General features: G+C 56.3%; 21 protein-coding genes, 1 tRNA gene and 1 pseudogene. 19 read left to right on the top strand and 4 right to left on the bottom strand.

What is annotated here, in order from left to right:
* The first annotated feature begins 3 nt into the window (after positions 1–3).
* From ACEN8Q_RS13065 to ACEN8Q_RS13050, 4 genes are all read left to right on the top strand, one after another.
* Positions 4–1023 carry a LacI family DNA-binding transcriptional regulator gene (locus tag ACEN8Q_RS13065; protein WP_413705292.1) on the top strand — a complete coding sequence of 340 codons (1020 nt, stop codon included), beginning with the start codon at positions 4–6 and terminating at the stop codon, positions 1021–1023.
* A gap of 74 nt (positions 1024–1097) precedes the next feature.
* The gene (rbsK, locus tag ACEN8Q_RS13060) at positions 1098–2015 is read left to right on the top strand and encodes a ribokinase (protein WP_413422215.1); all 918 of its coding nucleotides are present in this window, start codon (positions 1098–1100) and stop codon (positions 2013–2015) included.
* On the top strand, positions 2012–2416 hold the full coding sequence (gene rbsD / locus ACEN8Q_RS13055; protein WP_413705291.1) for a D-ribose pyranase: 405 nt from the start codon (positions 2012–2014) through the stop codon (positions 2414–2416). Before rbsK ends, rbsD begins: the two co-directional genes overlap by 4 nt.
* A 103-nt stretch (positions 2417–2519) precedes the next feature.
* Positions 2520–3488 carry a nucleoside hydrolase gene (locus ACEN8Q_RS13050; RefSeq protein ID WP_413422260.1) on the top strand — a complete coding sequence of 323 codons (969 nt, stop codon included), beginning with the start codon at positions 2520–2522 and terminating at the stop codon, positions 3486–3488.
* Positions 3489–3542: 54 nt separating this feature from the next.
* Here the strand turns inward: ACEN8Q_RS13050 and ACEN8Q_RS13045 are convergent, their stop codons facing one another.
* Positions 3543–3734 carry a hypothetical protein gene (locus ACEN8Q_RS13045; protein ID WP_057396101.1) on the bottom strand — a complete coding sequence of 64 codons (192 nt, stop codon included), beginning with the start codon at positions 3732–3734 and terminating at the stop codon, positions 3543–3545.
* Positions 3735–3868: 134 nt separating this feature from the next.
* Between ACEN8Q_RS13045 and ACEN8Q_RS13040 the strand changes: the two genes are divergently transcribed.
* Positions 3869–4174 carry a hypothetical protein gene (locus ACEN8Q_RS13040; RefSeq protein WP_413422210.1) on the top strand — a complete coding sequence of 102 codons (306 nt, stop codon included), beginning with the start codon at positions 3869–3871 and terminating at the stop codon, positions 4172–4174.
* Between the two features lie 166 nt (positions 4175–4340).
* Complete coding sequence (locus tag ACEN8Q_RS13035) at positions 4341–4661, top strand: I78 family peptidase inhibitor (protein WP_057396100.1); 321 nt, start codon at positions 4341–4343, stop codon at positions 4659–4661.
* A gap of 70 nt (positions 4662–4731) precedes the next feature.
* Here the strand turns inward: ACEN8Q_RS13035 and ACEN8Q_RS13030 are convergent, their stop codons facing one another.
* Together ACEN8Q_RS13030 and ACEN8Q_RS13025 are read right to left on the bottom strand one after the other, a co-directional pair.
* The gene (locus ACEN8Q_RS13030; RefSeq protein ID WP_003179963.1) at positions 4732–4944 is read right to left on the bottom strand and encodes a cold-shock protein; all 213 of its coding nucleotides are present in this window, start codon (positions 4942–4944) and stop codon (positions 4732–4734) included.
* 291 nt (positions 4945–5235) lie between these two features.
* Entirely contained in the window at positions 5236–5535 is a 300-nt protein-coding gene (locus tag ACEN8Q_RS13025) for a hypothetical protein (protein ID WP_413422208.1), read from the bottom strand.
* 383 nt (positions 5536–5918) lie between these two features.
* Here ACEN8Q_RS13025 and thrS point away from each other — a divergent pair, with 383 nt between their 5' ends.
* From thrS to ACEN8Q_RS12965, 12 genes are all read left to right on the top strand, one after another.
* Positions 5919–7841 carry a threonine--tRNA ligase gene (gene thrS / locus ACEN8Q_RS13020; protein WP_413705290.1) on the top strand — a complete coding sequence of 641 codons (1923 nt, stop codon included), beginning with the start codon at positions 5919–5921 and terminating at the stop codon, positions 7839–7841.
* Positions 7841–8392, top strand: coding sequence for a translation initiation factor IF-3 (gene infC, locus ACEN8Q_RS13015; RefSeq protein ID WP_172435703.1), 552 nt, complete (start codon positions 7841–7843; stop codon positions 8390–8392). The genes thrS and infC overlap by 1 nt, the downstream gene beginning before the upstream one ends.
* Before the next feature lie 60 nt (positions 8393–8452).
* Positions 8453–8647 (top strand): 50S ribosomal protein L35, encoded by a 195-nt coding sequence (gene rpmI, locus ACEN8Q_RS13010; protein ID WP_002553160.1) that lies wholly within the window; start codon positions 8453–8455, stop codon positions 8645–8647.
* Between the two features lie 28 nt (positions 8648–8675).
* Complete coding sequence (rplT, locus tag ACEN8Q_RS13005; protein ID WP_007905879.1) at positions 8676–9032, top strand: 50S ribosomal protein L20; 357 nt, start codon at positions 8676–8678, stop codon at positions 9030–9032.
* Positions 9033–9141: 109 nt separating this feature from the next.
* Positions 9142–10158: a phenylalanine--tRNA ligase subunit alpha gene (gene pheS, locus ACEN8Q_RS13000; protein ID WP_007992477.1), complete on the top strand. Its 1017-nt coding sequence runs from the start codon at positions 9142–9144 to the stop codon at positions 10156–10158.
* A gap of 26 nt (positions 10159–10184) precedes the next feature.
* Positions 10185–12563: a phenylalanine--tRNA ligase subunit beta gene (pheT, locus tag ACEN8Q_RS12995; RefSeq protein WP_413705289.1), complete on the top strand. Its 2379-nt coding sequence runs from the start codon at positions 10185–10187 to the stop codon at positions 12561–12563.
* Positions 12564–12566: 3 nt separating this feature from the next.
* Positions 12567–12869: an integration host factor subunit alpha gene (gene ihfA, locus ACEN8Q_RS12990; RefSeq protein WP_002553164.1), complete on the top strand. Its 303-nt coding sequence runs from the start codon at positions 12567–12569 to the stop codon at positions 12867–12869.
* A complete protein-coding gene (locus ACEN8Q_RS12985; RefSeq protein WP_003179985.1) occupies positions 12850–13206 on the top strand; it encodes a MerR family transcriptional regulator in 357 nt (118 codons plus the stop codon). The genes ihfA and ACEN8Q_RS12985 overlap by 20 nt, the downstream gene beginning before the upstream one ends.
* Positions 13207–13295: 89 nt before the next feature.
* Positions 13296–13372: transfer RNA gene (locus ACEN8Q_RS12980), tRNA-Pro, on the top strand.
* A gap of 505 nt (positions 13373–13877) precedes the next feature.
* Positions 13878–14918: an ABC-three component system protein gene (locus tag ACEN8Q_RS12975; RefSeq protein WP_222585592.1), complete on the top strand. Its 1041-nt coding sequence runs from the start codon at positions 13878–13880 to the stop codon at positions 14916–14918.
* On the top strand, positions 14906–15397 hold the full coding sequence (locus tag ACEN8Q_RS12970) for an ABC-three component system middle component 2 (RefSeq protein WP_413705288.1): 492 nt from the start codon (positions 14906–14908) through the stop codon (positions 15395–15397). Before ACEN8Q_RS12975 ends, ACEN8Q_RS12970 begins: the two co-directional genes overlap by 13 nt.
* 2 nt (positions 15398–15399) lie before the next feature.
* Positions 15400–17193: a hypothetical protein gene (locus ACEN8Q_RS12965; protein WP_222585593.1), complete on the top strand. Its 1794-nt coding sequence runs from the start codon at positions 15400–15402 to the stop codon at positions 17191–17193.
* A gap of 74 nt (positions 17194–17267) precedes the next feature.
* Here the strand turns inward: ACEN8Q_RS12965 and mobH are convergent, their stop codons facing one another.
* Entirely contained in the window at positions 17268–18992 is a 1725-nt protein-coding gene (gene mobH / locus ACEN8Q_RS12960) for a MobH family relaxase (protein WP_413705287.1), read from the bottom strand.
* 223 nt (positions 18993–19215) lie between these two features.
* On the opposite strand from mobH, the pseudogene ACEN8Q_RS12955 reads away from it, so the two are divergent.
* A pseudogene (locus ACEN8Q_RS12955) lies at positions 19216–19400 on the top strand (hypothetical protein).
* Positions 19401–19477 lie beyond the last annotated feature (77 nt).

Raw genomic sequence — 19477 nt, 5'->3', positions numbered from 1 at the left:
GTCATGGCGACTATCAAAGATGTGGCAGCCCTGGCGGGCATTTCCTACACCACGGTTTCCCATGTGGTGAACAAGACCCGCCCGGTCAGTAAAGAGGTGCGGATCAAGGTCGAGGCGGCGATCAAGACCCTCGACTACGTTCCCAGTGCCGTGGCCCGTTCACTCAAGGCCAAAACCACGGCGACCATCGGCCTGTTGGTCCCCAACAACCTCAACCCGTATTTCGCCGAACTGGCCAGGGGTATCGAGGATTACTGCGAGCGAAACGGTTACTGCGTCATCCTGTGCAACTCCGACGACAATCCGGACAAGCAGCGCAGCTACCTGCGTGTGCTGCTGGAAAAACGCATCGACGGCCTGATTGTCGCCTCGGCCGGCGGTGACATTGGCCTGGCGCAAGGCCTGAAAGGCGTGCGCACACCCATGGTGATCGTCGACCGTGGACTGGACGGTGTCGATGCGGACCTGGTGCGCATCGACCATGAATACGGCGCGTACCTGGCGACCAGGCACCTGCTGGAGTTGGGGCATCGGGATATCGCCACGATCAGCGGGCCGGAAAACACCAGTGTGGCGCAGATGCGTCTGGCGGGTTATTGCCGGGCCTTGAGAGAGGCGGGTGTCGAAGTCTCTCCCGGGCGCATGCTGGAAAGCGATTTCACCAGCACTGGCGGCTACAGCGCTGCCGCGGTTTTGCTGGAAAGCAATCCGCCTAGCGCCATTTTTGCCGCCAACGACATGATCGGCATCGGCGTACTGCGGGCCGCCGCCGAGCGCAATATCCGCGTACCAAGCGAGTTGTCGGTGATCGGCTTCGACGATATCCAGATGAGTCGGTATGTCTACCCGTCGTTGACCACGGTCGGGCAATCGATCCTGCAACTCGGCGAAATGGCCGCCGAAGTGCTGTTACGGCGCATCGCCACGCCGGACCTGGTGACCGATCAGCGGATCGTGACGCCGAGTATCGTCATACGTGAATCGACTGCGCCGCTGGCCGGCGTGTTTGCCCAATTCCGTTGAAACAGAGAGCCGTTGAAAACAGAAAGCCGCTGACCCAACAGCGCCGCCGAAACAGAATCGATGAGTAGCAATGTATGCCAGCAAAAGTAGTGGTAATAGGCAGTTTGAACATGGACCTGGTGACCCGGGCGCCGCGCTTGCCCAAGGGCGGTGAAACATTGATTGGTCAGTCGTTTGCCACCGTCTCCGGCGGCAAGGGTGCCAATCAGGCCGTGGCTGCTGCGCGGCTGGGAGCCGAGGTGTCGATGATCGGGTGCGTGGGCAATGACGCGTATGGTGAGGCGCTGCGCGGTGCGCTGTTGGCTGAGCAGATCGATTGCCAGGCAGTCAGCACCGTTGACGGTTCCAGCGGCGTGGCGTTGATTGTGGTCGACGACAGCAGCCAGAACTCCATCGTGATCGTCCCCGGTGCCAACGGTGCATTGACCGCTGAAGCCATTGGCCGTTTTGATTCGGTGATTCAGGCGGCGGACGTGCTCATCTGTCAGCTGGAAGTGCCCGATGCGTCTGTTGGCCATGCGCTCAAGCGCGGCCGCGAGCTGGGCAAGACGGTTATCCTCAACCCGGCACCGGTCAGCCGTCCGCTGCCATCGGACTGGTACGCGTCTATCGATTACCTGATCCCCAACGAGAGCGAAGCGTCGGCCCTGAGCGGTCTTGCGGTCGACTCCCTGGAGGCAGCGCAAGCCGCAGCAACCCGGCTGATTGCCCTGGGCGCCGGCAAGGTGATCATCACTCTCGGTGCGCAAGGTTCGCTGTTTGCCGATGGCCAACGCTTCGAGCATTTCCCCGCGCCCGCCGTAAAGGCTGTCGATACCACCGCGGCGGGCGATACATTCGTGGGCGGTTTCGCTGCGGCGCTGGCCGCGGGTAAAGACGAGGCGCAGGCGATCCGCTTCGGACAGGTGGCCGCAGCGCTGTCGGTCACCCGTGCCGGTGCACAACCTTCGATTCCCGCCTTGAGCGAAGTGCAGGCGTTTAAAACACCATGAAAAAGACCCCACTGCTTAACATTGCGCTGTCGCGGCTGATCGCCTCATTGGGGCATGGCGACAGGGTCGTCATCGGGGATGCAGGGTTGCCGGTTCCTCCAGGCGTTGAATTGATCGACCTGGCCTTGACCCATGGCATTCCGGATTTTGTCAGCACCTTGAAGGTGGTGCTCAGTGAGATGCAGGTTGAAAGCCATGTGCTGGCTCAGGAAATCTTCGATAAAAAGCCGACGACCCTTGTCGCACTGGATGAGCTGGACGGCGAAGGTGCGCTGGGGCGGCGCGAGGTGCTCACCCATGAACAGTTCAAGATCCTGAGCCGACAAGCGAGAGCGATTGTTCGTACCGGCGAGTGCCAGCCGTACTGCAACATTGTGCTGGTCGCTGGCGTAACATTTTGACTGACGGCCCGCGTTTTGATTTTCCCGGCGCAAGGAGTGCGCCACGTATCGCCATGTTCGGAAACTGCACCCACTGCTCCGGAGTCTTCCGCTTTTGTCCCTGATGACCGCAACGAACGCCCAGGCGGCGCAAAAGATCGACTTGATCATCGACACCGATCCAGGGGCCGACGATGTCGTTGCCTTGTTGTTCGCCCTGGCATCGCCGGACGAGCTGAATGTTCGGGCATTGACCACCGTTGCGGGCAACGTTCGCCTGGACAAGACCTCGCGCAATGCGCGATTGGCCCTGGAGTGGGCGGGGCGCGAAGAGGTGCCGGTCTATGCGGGGGCACCCAGGCCCCTGATGCGTGCACCCGTCTACGCCGAGGACATTCATGGCAAGGAAGGGTTGTCGGGCATTGCCGTGCATGAGCCCAGGCAGGAGCTGGCCAAGGGCAGCGCCATCACTTATCTGATTGAGACCCTTAAATCGGCCAGGCCCCACAGCATCACTATCGCCATGCTTGGGCCGCAGACCAATCTGGCCCTGGCGCTGATCCAGGAGCCGGGAATTGTCCAGGGCATCAAGGAAGTGGTGGTCATGGGCGGTGCGCACTTCAATGGCGGCAACATCACGCCGGTGGCCGAGTTCAACCTGTTCGCCGATCCGCACGCCGCCGAAGTGGTGCTCAACAGTGGCGTGAAGCTGACCTACCTGCCGCTGGACGTGACCCACAAGATCCTCACCAGCGAAGCGCGCCTGAAACAGATTGCCGCGCTTAATAACAACGCCAGCCGATTGGTGGGCGACATTCTCAATGAATACATCAAGGGCGACATGGAGCACTACGGCATTCCGGGCGGTCCGGTGCATGACGCCACGGTTGTCGCTTACCTGCTCAAGCCGCAATTGTTCAGCGGTCGCTCGGTCAACGTGGTGGTCGACAGCCGCGAAGGACCGACCTTCGGGCAAACCATCGTTGACTGGTATGACGGCTTGAAAGCGCCAAGGAATGCCTTCTGGGTTGAAAATGGCGATGCCCAGGGCTTTTTCGACCTGCTGGTCGAGCGTCTGGCCCGCCTGAAATAGGCAGCATATCCCGCAGGTGCCCGCTTGCGGGTTTCACTCCCGCCCGCTGACGGCTCAGGCCTTCTGGGCCGACCGGTGTTTCTCGAAAATCTGCTCGATGAACGATTGGGCGGCTTCGGTTCCAAGGTCCCTGACCAATAGGTCGATACCGATAATGGCAAGCTCTTCCGTGCTGCTTGGACTGTAGGAGCTGTGGCCGTCCTGCCACTTGGCCTTGATGTCAGCGTCGATGCTTACGGTGGTCATGTTGGCACTCGTGAAGTCGGGGAGAAGTCTGAGTGCCGAGTTAACCATTTCGCGGGGCTTTTGACACGCCGACTTAGGCAGGAAAGGAGTGCTATGCGACACTTGGTCTTTGATCAATATTCAAGGAATGCGCTGTGCAGATCGATCTGAACTCTCCAGATGGCCTGACCCTTGAGGCTGTGCGTCAGTTGCTGGCCAGCGCCAGTGACGATGAGCACACTCAGTTGCGGGTCACCAAGGGAGGCATTGCCTACATCTCCTCGGGCGTCGTGGGCGGTACCGATATCGACGGGCTGTTGTTTCGTCTCGAAACCTGGGCCAAGGGCTCCGGTTATGTCGGGCGGGTCGCGGCCAGCGATGAAGTCTGGGTCATGCAAATCTTCAACGCCTTGAAAGCAAACTGGCCCAATCCGCCTTACGACTATATCGACGTCTATTGAGCGTCGTTCATATTCAGTCACGATTCAGTGATCAAGGGGAGGGCGCTGCTCAGGCAAAATCGCGGCTCGTCCGGATTGCAGGCAGGGTGCTGGCACCGCCTGTGAAACCAAACGCCAGTCTGGTGGTCGCACGATCTCAGCATAATCTTTGAAAAAAGGAGGCTTCATGCCTTGGAAGCTCGCGTCATTGGGTACTTTGTTGGCCGTTGCCACGCTGGCCGGTTGCAGTACCGCCTCTACGGAGTCGGCAACAACTGATGTTGCGACGACTGACACGGGTCACAGCCGTTGTGAAGCGAAGGCTGCCGAGTTCACCATCGGCAAGCAGGCATCGCCGCAGTTGCTTGAGCAGGCGCGTACCCGCGCAGGGGCACAAAACGCACGGTTCCTGCTGCCAACCGACATGGTGACGCTGGAGTACCGTTCCGATCGCCTGAACCTGAACACCGATGCCAACAGGGTGGTCACCCGCGTCAACTGCGGCTGATCCTTCGGCTTTTGTTTCACCCATAAAAAACCCCGTCACATGGACGGGGTTTTTTTAGTGCGCCTGGAAATTACTCTGGGCGAACTTGAGCAGCTTGCATACCCTTTTGGCCTTTCTCAGCCACGAAGGAAACGGTCTGGCCTTCTTTCAGGCTTTTGAAACCGTCGCTTTCGATAGCTTTGAAGTGTACGAACAGGTCGTCACCGCCACCTTGAGGAGTGATGAAGCCGAAGCCTTTTTCATCGTTGAACCATTTAACGGTGCCGGTTTGGCGATTAGACATGGTGTATCTCCAAGAAACATATATTTTCAGTAGTACTGTGCTGCTCAGGCCAACTGGGCACACCCGAGTATCATAGTCGAAATGTTCGCTTTGGGACCCCCCCAGACGTGTTGTTTGCTTTCATATTGCACGTCTTTCACTGTCGTGAATGGCTGAGAGCCCCGGTTTCAGGGGGTTTGCGCTACAAAATAGGGGAGTAAAAAAACCCGTAAAAGCTGCGTAAATTATGCAAATCAGCCGATATTTGGCTGTATTGGCCCCCTGGACTCCTCAAAAACGTCCTGCAAAGCTCTATTTCTGGACTCTGCACACCGAAATTTCTTTCAGGGCGCGCTGGCCCAGATCAGCGCTTGGCGGGTTGTTTTTGTCCATCAGTTGCGCGATCTCTTGTGTGGTGAATTTCTTTTCCAGCACGTCGGCGCCGCATGCGCAGTGTTTCTTTGCTTCGGCCGGATTAATGCTTTGGCTTGCGGCTTTTGTGCAGTCACCCATGTACTGCGCTTTCACGCCCGCAGGCCAAGCGGCGTGGGCGCTCAGCGGCAACAGCAGGGCAAGTGGGGCGGCAACGGCAAAAAGACGGGTAAGGCGCATGACATGAACTCCTTGGGATCGGTATCTGTGGCGATTCTCAGTCAATTTGAGGCGACTCGTACATCTCAAGTTCACTCTGCGTCATAAGAGTGAGTAAATCTTCACGGTCTGAATGCGTGCAAGTCGATAACCGTTCATCTGTGCTAGCATGCCTCGCTCGGGCGTTTGCAGGCTCCGACGGACCTTCAGTCCCGGTAGCGGCAGATGCGCGATTAACCCTGATTTGAATCCCAGTCACTCTGGTTCGGTTTTCCGGTTGGCCGCAAGGCTCCTGCCGCTGTAAGGCAGGCGTTCGTCATTGAATGGCCTGGACCGGATCTTGTACTGGCTCATCCCAACCCACGTGACCTTTGGTAGGGGTCACCACTAGGAGAGGAGGCGCCATGCCAACTATTACTCTTCCCGACGGCAGTCAGCGTTCATTCGATCACCCGGTTTCCGTAGCCGAGGTCGCCGCATCCATCGGTGCAGGCCTGGCCAAGGCCACCGTCGCCGGCAAGGTCAATGGCAAGCTGGTCGACGCCAGCGACATCATCGACAGCGACGCGTCGCTGCAAATCATCACGCCAAAGGATGAAGAGGGGCTGGAGATCATTCGCCACTCTTGCGCCCACCTGGTTGGCCACGCGGTCAAGCAGTTGTACCCGACCGCCAAAATGGTCATCGGTCCGGTCATCGACGAAGGTTTCTATTACGACATCGCCTTCGAACGTCCTTTCACCCCGGACGACCTGGCGGCCATCGAGCAGCGCATGCAGCAGCTGATCGAGAAAGATTACGACGTGATCAAGAAAGTCACTCCGCGCGCCGAAGTGATCGAAGTGTTCCAGGCCCGTGGCGAAGACTACAAGTTGCGCCTGGTCGAGGACATGCCGAACGAGCAGGCCATGGGTCTGTACTATCACGAAGAATACGTCGACATGTGCCGCGGTCCGCACGTGCCGAACACTCGCTTCCTGAAATCCTTCAAGCTGACCAAACTGTCCGGCGCCTACTGGCGCGGCGATGCCAAGAACGAGCAATTGCAACGCGTCTACGGCACCGCTTGGGCGGACAAGAAGCAACTGGCGGCTTACATCCAGCGCATTGAAGAAGCCGAAAAACGCGATCACCGCAAGATCGGCAAGCGCCTGGGCCTGTTCCACACCCAGGAAGAGTCGCCGGGCATGGTGTTCTGGCACCCCAATGGCTGGACTTTGTACCAGGTTCTCGAGCAGTACATGCGCAAGGTTCAGCGCGACAACGGCTATCTCGAAATCAAGACGCCGCAAGTCGTTGACCGCAGCCTGTGGGAGAAATCCGGGCACTGGGCCAACTACGCCGACAACATGTTCACCACGCAGTCGGAAAACCGCGACTACGCGATCAAGCCAATGAACTGCCCTTGCCATGTGCAGGTGTTCAACCAGGGCCTGAAAAGCTACCGCGAGTTGCCGATGCGCCTGGCCGAGTTCGGTGCCTGCCACCGTAACGAGCCGTCGGGTGCCTTGCACGGCATCATGCGCGTGCGTGCATTCACTCAAGACGACGCCCACATCTTCTGTACTGAAGAGCAGATGCAGGCCGAGTCCGCTGCGTTCATCAAGCTGACCATGGACGTCTACGCCGACTTCGGCTTTAAAGAAGTCGAAATGAAACTGTCCACTCGTCCGGAAAAACGCGTCGGTTCCGATGAGCTTTGGGATCGCGCCGAAGCGGCATTGGCTGCAGCCCTTGATAGCGCAGGCCTGCCGTACGATCTGCAGCCGGGCGAGGGTGCGTTCTACGGTCCGAAGATCGAGTTCTCGCTGAAAGATTGCCTCGGTCGCGTCTGGCAGTGTGGTACCCTGCAGCTCGATTTTAACCTGCCTGTCCGTCTGGGAGCCGAATACGTCTCCGAAGATAACAGCCGCAAGCACCCGGTCATGCTGCACCGGGCGATCCTGGGGTCTTTCGAGCGTTTCGTCGGAATTCTGATCGAGAACTACGAGGGCGCATTCCCGGCGTGGCTGGCTCCGACCCAGGCAGTGGTGATGAACATCACTGATAAACAGGCAGATTTTGCCGCCGAAGTCGAAAAAACTCTCAACGAAAGCGGGTTTCGTGCCAAGTCCGACTTGAGAAATGAAAAGATCGGCTTTAAAATCCGCGAGCATACTTTGCTCAAGGTTCCTTATCTCTTGGTTATCGGAGATCGGGAAGTCGAGATGCAGACTGTCGCTGTGCGTACTCGTGAAGGTGCTGACCTGGGCTCGATGCCCGTCGCCCAGTTCGCTGAGTTCCTCGCCCAAGCGGTTTCCCGGCGTGGTCGCCAAGATTCGGAGTAATTATTATTAAGCGTGAAATGAGACAAGATAAACGAACTGCACCGAAAGCCCCGATCAACGAGAATATCTCGGCACGCGAGGTTCGGTTAATTGGGGCTGAAGGTGAACAGCTCGGGATTGTGTCAATCGAAGACGCGCTTCTTAAGGCTGAAGAGGCCAAGCTGGATCTGGTGGAGATTTCCGCCGATGCAGTACCACCTGTTTGCAAACTGATGGACTACGGCAAATCGATCTTCGAAAAGAAGAAGCAGATTGCTGCGGCCAAGAAAAACCAGAAGCAGATTCAGGTTAAAGAAATCAAGTTTCGTCCAGGGACGGAGGAAGGGGATTACCAGGTAAAACTGCGCAACCTGGTACGTTTCCTGAGTGACGGGGACAGGGCCAAGGTATCCTTGCGATTCCGCGGCCGTGAGATGGCCCACCAGGAGCTGGGGATGGAACTCCTCAAGCGAGTTGAAGGTGACTTGCTCGAGTACGGTTCGGTCGAACAGCATCCTAAGATGGAAGGACGCCAGCTGATCATGGTCATCGCCCCGAAAAAGAAGAAGTAATCAACAGGGCACGGCAGGCCTTCTGATTATGTTTATCAACTGAATGCGGAGTATCCGAACATGCCAAAAATGAAGACCAAAAGTGGTGCTGCTAAGCGGTTTCTGAAAACTGCTAACGGTATCAAGCACAAGCACGCTTTCAAGAGCCACATCCTGACCAAAATGTCGACCAAGCGTAAGCGTCAACTGCGCGGTAGCAGCTTGCTGCATCCGTCTGACGTGGCAAAAGTCGAGCGCATGCTGCGCCTTCGTTAATTTTAGTCAAGAATAGAGGAAGTAACTCATGGCTCGTGTAAAGCGTGGCGTCATTGCCCGTAAACGTCACAAAAAAATTCTGAAACTTGCTAAAGGCTACTACGGCGCTCGCTCGCGCGTATTCCGTGTTGCCAAGCAAGCGGTAATCAAGGCAGGCCAATACGCCTACCGTGACCGTCGTCAGAAAAAACGTCAGTTCCGCGCTCTGTGGATCGCTCGTATCAACGCTGGTGCTCGTATCAACGGTCTGTCCTACAGCCGTTTCATCGCCGGCCTGAAAAAAGCGTCCATCGAGATCGACCGTAAGGTTCTGGCTGATCTGGCAGTGAACGAAAAAGCGGCGTTTGCTGCGATTGTCGAGAAAGCTAAAGCCACCTTGGCTTAAGTACCCCCGACAGTCACCCGGCCTCGCATCTGTGGGGTCAGGTGTTAAACGTCATAAATAGGGGAAGAGCCTTCAAGCTCTTCCCCTATTTTGTATCTGGAGTCTGTACATGGAAAACCTGGATGCGCTCGTCTCTCAAGCTCTAGAGGCTGTGCAAAGCGCTGAAGATATCAATGCCCTGGAGCAAATCCGGGTTCACTACCTTGGCAAGAAGGGTGAATTGACTCAGGTGATGAAGACCCTGGGGAATTTGCCAGCAGAGGAGCGTCCGCAGGTCGGTGCTCTGATCAACGTTGCCAAGGAACGTGTCACAGAGGTCCTTAATGCGCGCAAGGCATTGTTTGAAGAAGCCGACCTGGCTGCCAAACTCTCTGCCGAGTCCATTGACGTGACCCTGCCTGGCCGCGGTCAGACCTCCGGTGGTCTGCATCCGGTCACCCGCACTCTGGAACGCGTCGAACAGTTCTTCACCCGTATTGGCTACGGCATCGCCGAAGGCCCTGAGGTCGAAGACGATTATCACAACTTCGAAGCGCTCAACATCCCAGGCCATCACCCGGCCCGGTCGATGCATGACACCTTCTATTTCAATGCGAACATGTTGTTGCGCACCCATACCTCGCCGGTACAGGTCCGCACCATGGAGTCGAAACAGCCGCCGATCCGCATCGTCTGCCCAGGCCGCGTATACCGTAGCGACTCCGATATCACCCACTCGCCGATGTTCCACCAGGTCGAAGGCCTGCTGGTCGATCGCGACATCAATTTCGCCGACCTCAAAGGCACCATCGAAGAGTTCCTGCGGGTGTTCTTCGAAAAAGAACTGGCCGTGCGTTTCCGTCCTTCGTACTTCCCGTTCACCGAGCCATCCGCTGAAGTCGACATGGAATGCGTGATGTGCAGCGGTAAAGGCTGCCGCGTCTGCAAGCAGACCGGCTGGCTGGAAGTGATGGGCTGCGGCATGGTTCACCCGAACGTGCTGCGCATGTCCGGTATCGACCCGGAAGAGTTCTCGGGCTTTGCCTTCGGCATGGGCGTTGAGCGTCTGGCCATGCTGCGTTACGGCGTGAACGACTTGCGTCTGTTCTTCGACAACGACTTGCGGTTCCTTGCGCAATTTCGCTAGTCGTAACGAATTCTTAGGAGAGCAGGATGAAATTCAGTGAACAATGGCTGCGTGGCTGGGTTAGCCCGCAGGTAAGTCGCGACGAGCTGGTTGCTCGTCTGTCGATGGCCGGTCTTGAGGTCGATAGCGTTACGCCGGCCGCCGGTGTTTTCAGCGGCGTGGTCGTTGGCGAGGTGTTGAGCACCGAGCAGCACCCGGACGCCGACAAGCTGCGCGTGTGCCAGGTCAGCAACGGTTCGGAAACCTTCCAGGTTGTTTGCGGTGCGCCAAACGTGCGCCCGGGCCTGAAGATTCCTTTCGCCATGATCGGCGCCGAGCTGCCAGGCGACTTCAAGATCAAGAAGGCCAAGCTGCGTGGCGTTGAATCCAACGGCATGCTGTGCTCGCAAACCGAGCTGCAGGTTGGTGAAGGCAATGACGGTCTGATGGAACTGCCGGCCGATGCGCCGGTGGGTGAGGATTTCCGTGTTTACCTGGATCTGGAAGACGCCAGCATCGAGGTCGATCTGACCCCGAACCGTGGTGACTGCCTGTCCCTGGCGGGTCTGGCGCGTGAAGTCGGTGCGCTGTACGCAGCGCCGGTAGTCCGTCCGGTGGTGGCTCCGGTTCCTGCCGCGCACGACGAAGTGCGCTCGGTAGAGGTGCTGGCACCCGCCGCGTGCCCGCGTTACCTGGGTCGTGTGATTCGTAACGTCGACCTGTCCCGGCCTACGCCGCTGTGGATGGTTGAGCGCCTGCGTCGCGCCGAAGTGCGCAGCATCGACGCCGCCGTCGACATCACCAACTACGTGATGCTGGAACTGGGTCAGCCGCTGCACGCTTTCGATCTCGCCGAAATCAACGGTGGCATCCGTGTGCGCATGGCCGAAGAAGGCGAGAAGCTGGTATTGCTCGACGGTCAGGAAGTCAGCCTGCGTAGCGATACGCTGGTGATTGCCGACCATTCCCGCGCTCTGGCGATTGCCGGTGTCATGGGTGGCGAGCACAGCGGTGTGTCCGCGACCACGCGCGATGTATTCCTGGAAAGCGCGTTCTTCGACCAGATCGCCGTCGCTGGCAAGGCCCGTTCCTATGGCCTGCATACCGACGCCTCGCATCGCTACGAGCGTGGCGTGGACTGGAAGCTGGCCCGTGAAGCCATGGAGCGCGCCACTGGCCTGCTGCTGGAAATCACCGGTGGCGAAGCGGGCCCGATTGTCGAAACCGTCAGCGAACAACACTTGCCGTCGATCGCGCCGATCACCCTGCGCGCCCAACGCATCATCCAGATGCTGGGCATGGAAATGGATTCGGCCGAAGTCGAGCGTCTGCTCGGTGCTTTGGGCCTGACCATTACTGCCGATGGGGCAGGGCAGTGGCGCGTTGAAGTGCCAAGCTTCCGTTTTGATATCAGCCTGGAAGTCGACCTGATCGAAGAGCTGGCCCGTCTGTACGGTTACAATCGTCTGCCGGTTCGCTACCCGCAAGCCCGTCTGGCGCCACAAGCCAAGGCCGAAGCGCGCAGCGATCTGCCTGAACTGCGCCGCCTGCTGGTGGCCCGTGGTTATCAGGAAGCGATCACCTACAGCTTCATCGATCCGAAACAGTTCGAGCTGTTTAATCCAGGCGCGGAGCCATTGCTGCTCGCCAACCCGATTTCCAACGACATGGCCGCCATGCGTTCGTCCCTGTGGCCGGGTCTGGTCAAGGCGCTTCAGCACAACCTGAACCGTCAGCAGGATCGCGTGCGTCTGTTCGAAAGCGGCCTGCGTTTCGTTGGCCAGCTCGAAGGCCTGAAGCAAGAGCCGATGTTGGCGGGTGTTGTCTGCGGTAGCCGCCTGCCGGAAGGCTGGGCGCAGGGGCGCGATACCGTCGACTTCTTCGACGTCAAGGCCGATGTCGAAGCGGTGCTGGGTTTTGCCGGTGCACTCGATTCCTTCACCTTCGTACCGGGCAAGCATCCGGCGCTGCACCCGGGCCAAACCGCGCGCATCGAGCGTGAAGGTCGTCTGGTCGGCTTCATTGGCGCTATCCATCCTGAGTTGTCGAAAAACCTCGGTCTCGACCGTCCGGTCTTCGTCTTCGAGCTGGTTCTGGCGGAAGTGGCGCTGGGCAAAATGCCTGAATTCCACGAGTTATCGCGCTTTCCTGAAGTGCGTCGTGACCTTGCACTGATTGCACACAAAGACGTCGCAGCCACGGCTGTGCTGGATGTAATCCGTGAAAATGCAGGTGAATGGCTGACAGACCTCAGGCTATTTGACGTGTATCAGGGTAAAGGCATTGATCCTGATAGAAAAAGCCTCGCAGTCGGCTTGACCTGGCAGCATCCATCGCGCACTCTTAATGACGATGAGGTGAATACCGCAACGCAAAACATCCTCACCTCGCTCGAACAAAGGTTGAACGCCACGTTAAGGAAGTGACGTATGGGGGCTCTGACGAAAGCTGAGATGGCGGAACGTCTGTATGAAGAGCTGGGCCTGAACAAACGGGAGGCCAAGGAATTGGTCGAACTGTTTTTTGAAGAAATCAGGCACGCGCTCGAAGACAACGAACAAGTCAAATTGTCCGGTTTCGGCAATTTCGACCTTCGGGACAAACGCCAGCGGCCTGGCCGCAATCCGAAAACGGGGGAAGAAATCCCGATCACGGCTCGCCGTGTGGTCACCTTTCGTCCAGGGCAGAAGTTGAAGGCCCGAGTTGAGGCTTATGCTGGAACCAAGTCATAACGACGAGCTCCCCGTCATCCCGGGCAAACGCTACTTCACCATAGGTGAAGTCAGCGAGCTGTGTGCGGTCAAACCACACGTGCTGCGCTACTGGGAGCAGGAGTTTCCTCAGCTCAACCCTGTCAAACGCCGCGGAAACCGCCGGTATTATCAGCGCCAGGACGTGCTGATGATCCGGCAGATCCGCGCGCTTCTTTACGATCAGGGGTTCACCATCGGCGGCGCACGCTTGCGTTTGTCCGGCGATGAAGCCAAAGACGACACAACCCAATACAAGCAAATGATCCGCCAGATGATCGCCGAGCTCGAAGATGTTCTGGTGGTGCTCAAGAAATAAATTCCTGCTTTTAAATACTTCCAGTTTTCAAAAGCTTGCGATATATTCTTAAGCGTTCCTCGAGATGAGGGACAGGTTTCACGCCTAGTCGGGGCGTAGCGCAGTCCGGTAGCGCACTAGCATGGGGTGCTAGGGGTCGAGTGTTCGAATCACTCCGTCCCGACCATATTTTTCAATGACTTAGCCCAATCTGAAAAGATTGGGCTTTTTCATGTCTGAAAAAATACTCCCACATTTACTCCCACGGATATTCTGGATCTAGTTAGCTTCGACGTCTGAGGGAGTGTAATGGGGCACTGCCTTGTCTCTGCTGATCTACGCCTGTCAGTGCTACAGGTTGGAGCCCGCTTGTGGCCGAGCTACCGGTCGCGACAGGATGCTAACTACCAAATGTAGCCTTTAGTCCTCGCTGCATCCGAACATGCTGGTGATTCACAAGCTGGTCCGCGGCACCGAGTACCGACAGTTATGGAATAATGCATTCACGTGGCGGTTTTCGGGGCTTTCTAATTCTAAGCGGCGTGAGCCTAAGGAGGGCTTTGGCAGTCGGCTCCACTCAAGCAAGCCCGATGTGTTCCATTGAATGGCAATATGGCATAGTGGTAGCACAAGTCTGTTGCATGCTCGCAACGTGGGCGCAACGCCGAAAAAGAATATTGCCGAAGCTCCTCATGCCCAAGAAACCGGCCCCAAATCAACTCGTCGTCAAGCGCGGAGCAGTCCCTCCCTCAGTGTATCTGATGCATATATCGGATAAAGAATGGGAGCTTTTTATCGAGGATGCGTGCCGGCATGGCGGAAGGTATATTCAGGTTAAGCGGCTGGGTAATGCCAATGACAAAGGACGGGATGTAGAAGCGCGCTTCCAGGGTGCGCTTGTGGCTGATGGTTGGGACCTTTTTCAAGCAAAACACTATAAAGACCGATTGACGCCCAGTGAAGCCTTTCCGGAAATAGCTAAATTTCTTGGCCATTTACTGTCGAAAAGTTACCCGGTTCCTCGTAAGTATTATTTTTGTGCCCCTCTTAATGCAGGGCCTGATCTTCATGATTTGCTGGCTGACCCTCAAAAGCTTCGCGAAACGTTTCTTACTGCATGGAGGTCGGGTTCCCAGGGCCTAGGGCCTGAGAAGGCGAAGCTGACTCCAGAGATGGAGGCGTTTGTGATCGCGTTCGATTTCAGCCGTTTCGAAGAGTGCTTGGTTCATGACCTCCTCGCATGGCACGAGCAAGATTCCTCCGCACACTACAAGCTATTCGGCATCGAGCCTGAGCGCGGTGACGATCCCGAAGTGCCGAATGAAGCTCAAGCATACGAGATGGTGTATGTGACTGAGCTCCTTAATTTGTATGGTGAGCTCGATGGTACGCCAATATCATTGAAGGATGTTCTCGACTCAGAAATTTACAACGACCATTTTGCTGCTGCTCGCGAGACTTTTTACTCTGCGGAAGGGCTAAAACGGTTTAGCCGCGATATTTACCTAGAGGACGAGTTCGCAAAACTTCTCGATATGGTTAGAAAAGGGATCAAGCTAAAGGTGTACAGCCCAAGTTTAAAAACGGGGATGGAGCGCCATGATGCAGCCATAGGTGCAGTTAGTAGCGTCGCTCTCACAGATAGTGCTCTGCATCCTCGACTTCGGGGCGGAGATTTGCCGGGCACATGCCATCACTTAGTTAATGACAAGCACTTAAAATGGGTTCGATAAAATCAAGGAAGCAACCCGAACTGTTCAATACCCCTTTCGAGCTGGGGCTAAGGATGGTTTACCTGCTGTCAGCGCTTCGACCTGAAGGCGCTGATCTTCAAAAATTGGTGTTATTGGATTATGCAATTGTGTACTCGAGCGACGTTGGAGGGCCCGATAGTCTTCATACTCCAGTACCCTTTCGTAACGCCGAGTTGTTCAGCAGACGTGAGCGAATCGAGCAGGGTTTGTACCTGATGAGCACGCGTGGCTTGGTCGATGTTGTACTGGATGATCGAGGTATGACCTATGTGGCTGGGCCAAGCAGCTTCACGATGGTTGGCTCCCTATCCTCAAAGTACTGGCGAGAGCTCGAGACTAGATGCAGGTGGGTTGCAACTCGATTCGGAGCAAAAGAGTCAAGCGCGTTGCAGAGTGAGTTCGCTGAAAAAGGGCACCTGTGGGGTGCCGAACTTGAGACCGTAAGGAGGCTATTGTAGACATGGCTGTCGCGCTTATTCAGCTGAAGGCATCCGGACCGGGAAAGCCAGACGCGCTCATTGATTTTAAGTTTCCAGCAACACTCGTCCGTGGGCCAAGTGACACGGGTAAATCCTACATTCGCGACTGTTTATGGGTACTCCTTGGTGGCGAGAAAAACCCCAAGAAAATCCCTCAGGCAACCGGATACGACACCCTTACCTTGCAGCTGGATGGTGATGGGCAGTTGTATGAAATTCGCCGGGCATTGGCTGGAGCGGAAACAAGGCTGAGCTCACTTACATTAGCCGCGGACGGTGCGCATGCTCGTGAGGAGCTTGAAGAAGATATAGGTGATTTTCTTGTAAAAATGTCGGGTGCTGCTGGCAAGCTTTTACTTCGATCTCGTGCAAAAAAGGGATCTGTAACGGGCGGGGATTTACGTCACTGGTTTCTTCTATCGCAGCCGAACATGATCAGTGAAGACCCGACTAGTGGCCAGGTGGTATCGGCGACTCAGCGTATTGCCGCATTCCACATGTTCATCACTGGCAGCGATGACGCTGCGATTGAGCTGACCAAGTCAAACGCGGAAAAACAACAGATTGTTGGGAAAGTATTAGGAGCCGAAGAAAGCTTAAAACGAGTGCGATCGGAACTGCCATCCGATCAGAGCCGTGACGAGATAGTCGATGCTCTTGAAAGGGTGGATAGCGTTCTAGGAGCCATGACACAACGTTATGATGAGCGGGCGTCGCATCTGCGTGATGTTCGTGAGCAGATTTATAGTGTCGAAAGACAACTGATCGATGCTCGATCCAAACGTGAGCACAGTCGAGCTATGGCCGACCGTTTTGAGTTGCTTGATGAAAAGTATCGTAGTGATAGTGAGCGGCTAGGCGCAACCTGGGAGGGTGTGTCTATGTTTCAAGCGCTAACTGAGGTGCCATGCCCCTTGTGCTGCGCTCCGCCTGGAGTGCAAACCGATCAGCGACAGCTTATTCAAGGTAATCAAGATCTCTACAGACGAGCCCTGAAGGTGGAGCTGGAAAAAATCTCTGTTTTACGTCACGGATTGGCTGATGCCCTGAAACGCGAGCTCCAACGCGTTTCGGAGATTGATGCCCAAAGCCGAGAGTGGAGCGAAAGCCTTAAACAGTTGGAACAAGAAGAGCGTAAACGTTCAGCATCAACGCATCAGGAGTTCAGCGGAGATCCTAAGTCTCTAGCCTTGCGTCGCAGTGAGCTTTCTGAATATCTAGCCAAATTCGAAGAGGAAAGCCACCTAATCGCCGAAATTGAACGCCTGTCAAAATTCAAAGGCGGCAAGCAAACGCGTCTCGAGCGTAATGTCGGCGATGCCGCCACAGATGTAGCTTCGCTTGCAAAGGAGTATTTGCATGCTTGGGGTTTTGAACTGATCGATTCTGTATTGCTAGATGCGAATGTATGCGACCTCACCATTAACGGTCGTGCACGCCTTGATTTTGGTGCAGGTAAACGATCCATTTTCTTGGCAGCGCTAACCGTTGCCGTAATGGCTCATGCTATAGAAAAGGGGTACCCGCATCTCGGATTCGTCGTCATTGACTCGCCTTTAAAGTCTTATGCGGACCCCAAAAGTAAGGAGCAGCGAGATGTTGCAGTCCTCACGGTAACTGACCGCTTCTATAGCTGGCTTGCAAATTGGTCCGGCCCGGGCCAGATCATCATTCTTGAAAATCAGGATCTGAAGCAGATCGCGCGTGAATTGCTTAAACCTATTGAGTTTGTTGGAGATGCAGGGGACGAGGGACGTACTGGTTTTTACCCGTAGGGTCAAACAGGTATTGAAATTATGCAGGTCGAGAAAACAAAGGGATTAATGACAGCCATTGAGCACCACGGGAATTAATCTGTTTCGATTTTAAGAAAAGGGTTATCGGGTGGTATCAATTCAAAAAATAGTTTCGGCTCCTTAATTAGATACCCCTTCAGGATGGTTTTCTTCCTAGGGCCTTGCACTTGGCACGCCCAGATATTCAGACCGTTGTCTCGCTTCCTGTGGATCTTCAGCTTCTCAAACTGCTTCTGCACCCAGCGCCATTCTTCAACTTCTTGATCGGCCCCCTGTGAGATACCAGGAAACTCCTGCGCGTAGCGTTGGAAGAGGTCAGGTGTGACCAGAAATACGCTGCCACACACTGTGTGGATTTTAGCTTTGCTGTCATTGATGATCAGCTTGTGATTCTGGATGCCTTCTCTGACCCAATTTAGGAATGCCTGGCCAGGGTCATCCGATGGGAGGGGGGAGGTTTCGGGTGGGCTTTCTGACGGCGAGTCACTGGCCTCTGGCCCCTCCAACTCGAACATATCGAGCAGAGTTCCGAGGTAGTCGGTATCTTCCATCGCCATGGGATCTCTCGGCGAAGAGCTCTGACGCGATCCTGTACTGACAATCTTCGGCGCCGGTGGTGATGCCGAAGCGTCATTCGAGTGGTCATCAGCTATAACGCCCACCGTTCCGCTGAAGGCATCAGGCCGAATTTCGCTCCCCCAAATCAACGCCGGTTGAAGGCGCAGAAAGGTAAATCTCTGCTGCCATTCTCCCTGTGTCACTTGCGCAGTCCAGATAGCTTTGCCTTCTGGTGTGGGCTCGACCAGCCCATGCGATTGCAGCTCGTCAAACACAGCGGTGTTGGATGAGGGAATGCCTTCAATCGCTTGCGACAGCAGATAGGCTCGCAGCTTGTCCGTGACCGTCTTGCTGACGAGCCAGAGTGCGTCCTGTGTCAGCCATCCTGCGGCACCTGGCTGGTTGAGTTTCAGCTCGTGCTGAACCAGATGACGCAGTCCGCTGATCAAGTGATGTTGCAGCGAATGAATCGGGGCCTGCAGCGCCTTGCTTGGGTTGCCACCGATGTTTTGCGCGGTGGAGACACGGTCGGCCTGCATCACCAACTCACCGAGCACTCCAGCACGTTCGTACTGACCGGCCAGGACATACAGCAGACTGGCCCATAGTGGCGGAAATCCACTCAGCCAGTCCAAGATAGGTCGGTCGAGAATTTGGGTGTAGAGCAAACCTGCGGCGGCGCCGTGCAGGTGGTAGTCACGACCTTTGAGGTAGCGAAAACGGTAGGGCTGATCCAGTGGCCCCTGCCAGGGATGCCAAGGACTACCGTCCTGGCGTTCAACCAGCAGGTCCACGGCGATCTTGCCGATGTCATGCAGCAGCGCACCATAGGCGATGCCTGCGGACCAAGCGTCGGTCTGGGCAGCCTGGTCTTCGGGCGCGGCGCCAGTGGGAAGCAGATACGACTGACGCAGTTTCAAACTGCAAGCGATCAGCTCCAGGCCATGGTCGAGCATGCCGCCGAGATACGCATGGTGGTGTGTCTCGCTGGCCGGGAGTTGCTGGACCAGTTCGGCATAGCGATGGATCGGATTTAAATAGAGCTGGGTGAATTGGGCGTGGGAGAGGGCGGTGTACTGCCAGATGCGATCGAGTAACTGGCGGCGGTGCTCCGTTGCTAACAAGCTGTGGGCTGACTCGATGGGCAGGTAACCGTCGGCGACGTTCACGGTCGGCGGCGGAGGGGGCTTCTGCCTTTTGGGGCGAAACAGGCTGAGCATCGTGACCTCCGGGAGGTGGTTGGGTCAGTGGCCTATTAGCCTTTTCGGATAGAGCTCTTACCCTTGAGTCCCCATTCCCTTCCAACCCTTACTCACCCTTTTGGCTCGTGTCCCTTTGTACCGCAATCGGAATATGGATACTGCTCGACATCGTTTTGTTGGGGGGCTGGTACTGCAAAGAAAGGAGTCGGTACACTGCGGTGCATATTTTTTGGGTCTTGCTATGAACCTCACTGACGCCACGCTCGTGTTGCTGCTCGCAGCACGTATCCATGGGACCGACGAAGCCGTCAGGGCCTCGGCGAAGAGCAGTTGCCGCGCAGTAAACGCGATCTGATCTACAAAGTGATCGACAGCCGAAGCCCGCTCGAGCTGGTGGATTTTCTGGCGCAGAACCTGGATACGTAACGGCATGCTGCGTGTGTGCGCCGCCTCTCTTATTTTTTACGTCAGGGTCCTGCGGCATGGGAATTTTCTGCGCGCAG

It is taken from the genome of Pseudomonas sp. Pseusp16 (assembly GCF_047324915.1).
Taxonomy (GTDB): Bacteria; Pseudomonadota; Gammaproteobacteria; order Pseudomonadales; family Pseudomonadaceae; genus Aquipseudomonas; species Aquipseudomonas fluorescens_CD.
This window is presented reverse-complemented; position numbering and strand designations above follow the sequence as displayed.

Bases quoted from the DNA above. Each gene is read 5' to 3' on its own strand.
- ACEN8Q_RS12985 (WP_003179985.1), top strand. From the start codon at position 12,850: ATGCTGGAACCAAGTCATAACGACGAGCTCCCCGTCATCCCGGGCAAA.
- ACEN8Q_RS13030 (WP_003179963.1), bottom strand. From the start codon at position 4,944: ATGTCTAATCGCCAAACCGGCACCGTTAAATGGTTCAACGATGAAAAA.
- rpmI (WP_002553160.1), top strand. From the start codon at position 8,453: ATGCCAAAAATGAAGACCAAAAGTGGTGCTGCTAAGCGGTTTCTGAAA.
- pheS (WP_007992477.1), top strand. From the start codon at position 9,142: ATGGAAAACCTGGATGCGCTCGTCTCTCAAGCTCTAGAGGCTGTGCAA.
- ACEN8Q_RS12975 (WP_222585592.1), top strand. From the start codon at position 13,878: ATGCCCAAGAAACCGGCCCCAAATCAACTCGTCGTCAAGCGCGGAGCA.
- ACEN8Q_RS13025 (WP_413422208.1), bottom strand. From the start codon at position 5,535: ATGCGCCTTACCCGTCTTTTTGCCGTTGCCGCCCCACTTGCCCTGCTG.
- mobH (WP_413705287.1), bottom strand. From the start codon at position 18,992: ATGCTCAGCCTGTTTCGCCCCAAAAGGCAGAAGCCCCCTCCGCCGCCG.
- ACEN8Q_RS12965 (WP_222585593.1), top strand. From the start codon at position 15,400: ATGGCTGTCGCGCTTATTCAGCTGAAGGCATCCGGACCGGGAAAGCCA.
- ihfA (WP_002553164.1), top strand. From the start codon at position 12,567: ATGGGGGCTCTGACGAAAGCTGAGATGGCGGAACGTCTGTATGAAGAG.
- ACEN8Q_RS13065 (WP_413705292.1), top strand. From the start codon at position 4: ATGGCGACTATCAAAGATGTGGCAGCCCTGGCGGGCATTTCCTACACC.
- ACEN8Q_RS13035 (WP_057396100.1), top strand. From the start codon at position 4,341: ATGCCTTGGAAGCTCGCGTCATTGGGTACTTTGTTGGCCGTTGCCACG.
- thrS (WP_413705290.1), top strand. From the start codon at position 5,919: ATGCCAACTATTACTCTTCCCGACGGCAGTCAGCGTTCATTCGATCAC.
- rbsD (WP_413705291.1), top strand. From the start codon at position 2,012: ATGAAAAAGACCCCACTGCTTAACATTGCGCTGTCGCGGCTGATCGCC.
- pheT (WP_413705289.1), top strand. From the start codon at position 10,185: ATGAAATTCAGTGAACAATGGCTGCGTGGCTGGGTTAGCCCGCAGGTA.
- ACEN8Q_RS12970 (WP_413705288.1), top strand. From the start codon at position 14,906: ATGGGTTCGATAAAATCAAGGAAGCAACCCGAACTGTTCAATACCCCT.
- ACEN8Q_RS13050 (WP_413422260.1), top strand. From the start codon at position 2,520: ATGACCGCAACGAACGCCCAGGCGGCGCAAAAGATCGACTTGATCATC.
- ACEN8Q_RS13045 (WP_057396101.1), bottom strand. From the start codon at position 3,734: ATGACCACCGTAAGCATCGACGCTGACATCAAGGCCAAGTGGCAGGAC.
- rplT (WP_007905879.1), top strand. From the start codon at position 8,676: ATGGCTCGTGTAAAGCGTGGCGTCATTGCCCGTAAACGTCACAAAAAA.
- rbsK (WP_413422215.1), top strand. From the start codon at position 1,098: ATGCCAGCAAAAGTAGTGGTAATAGGCAGTTTGAACATGGACCTGGTG.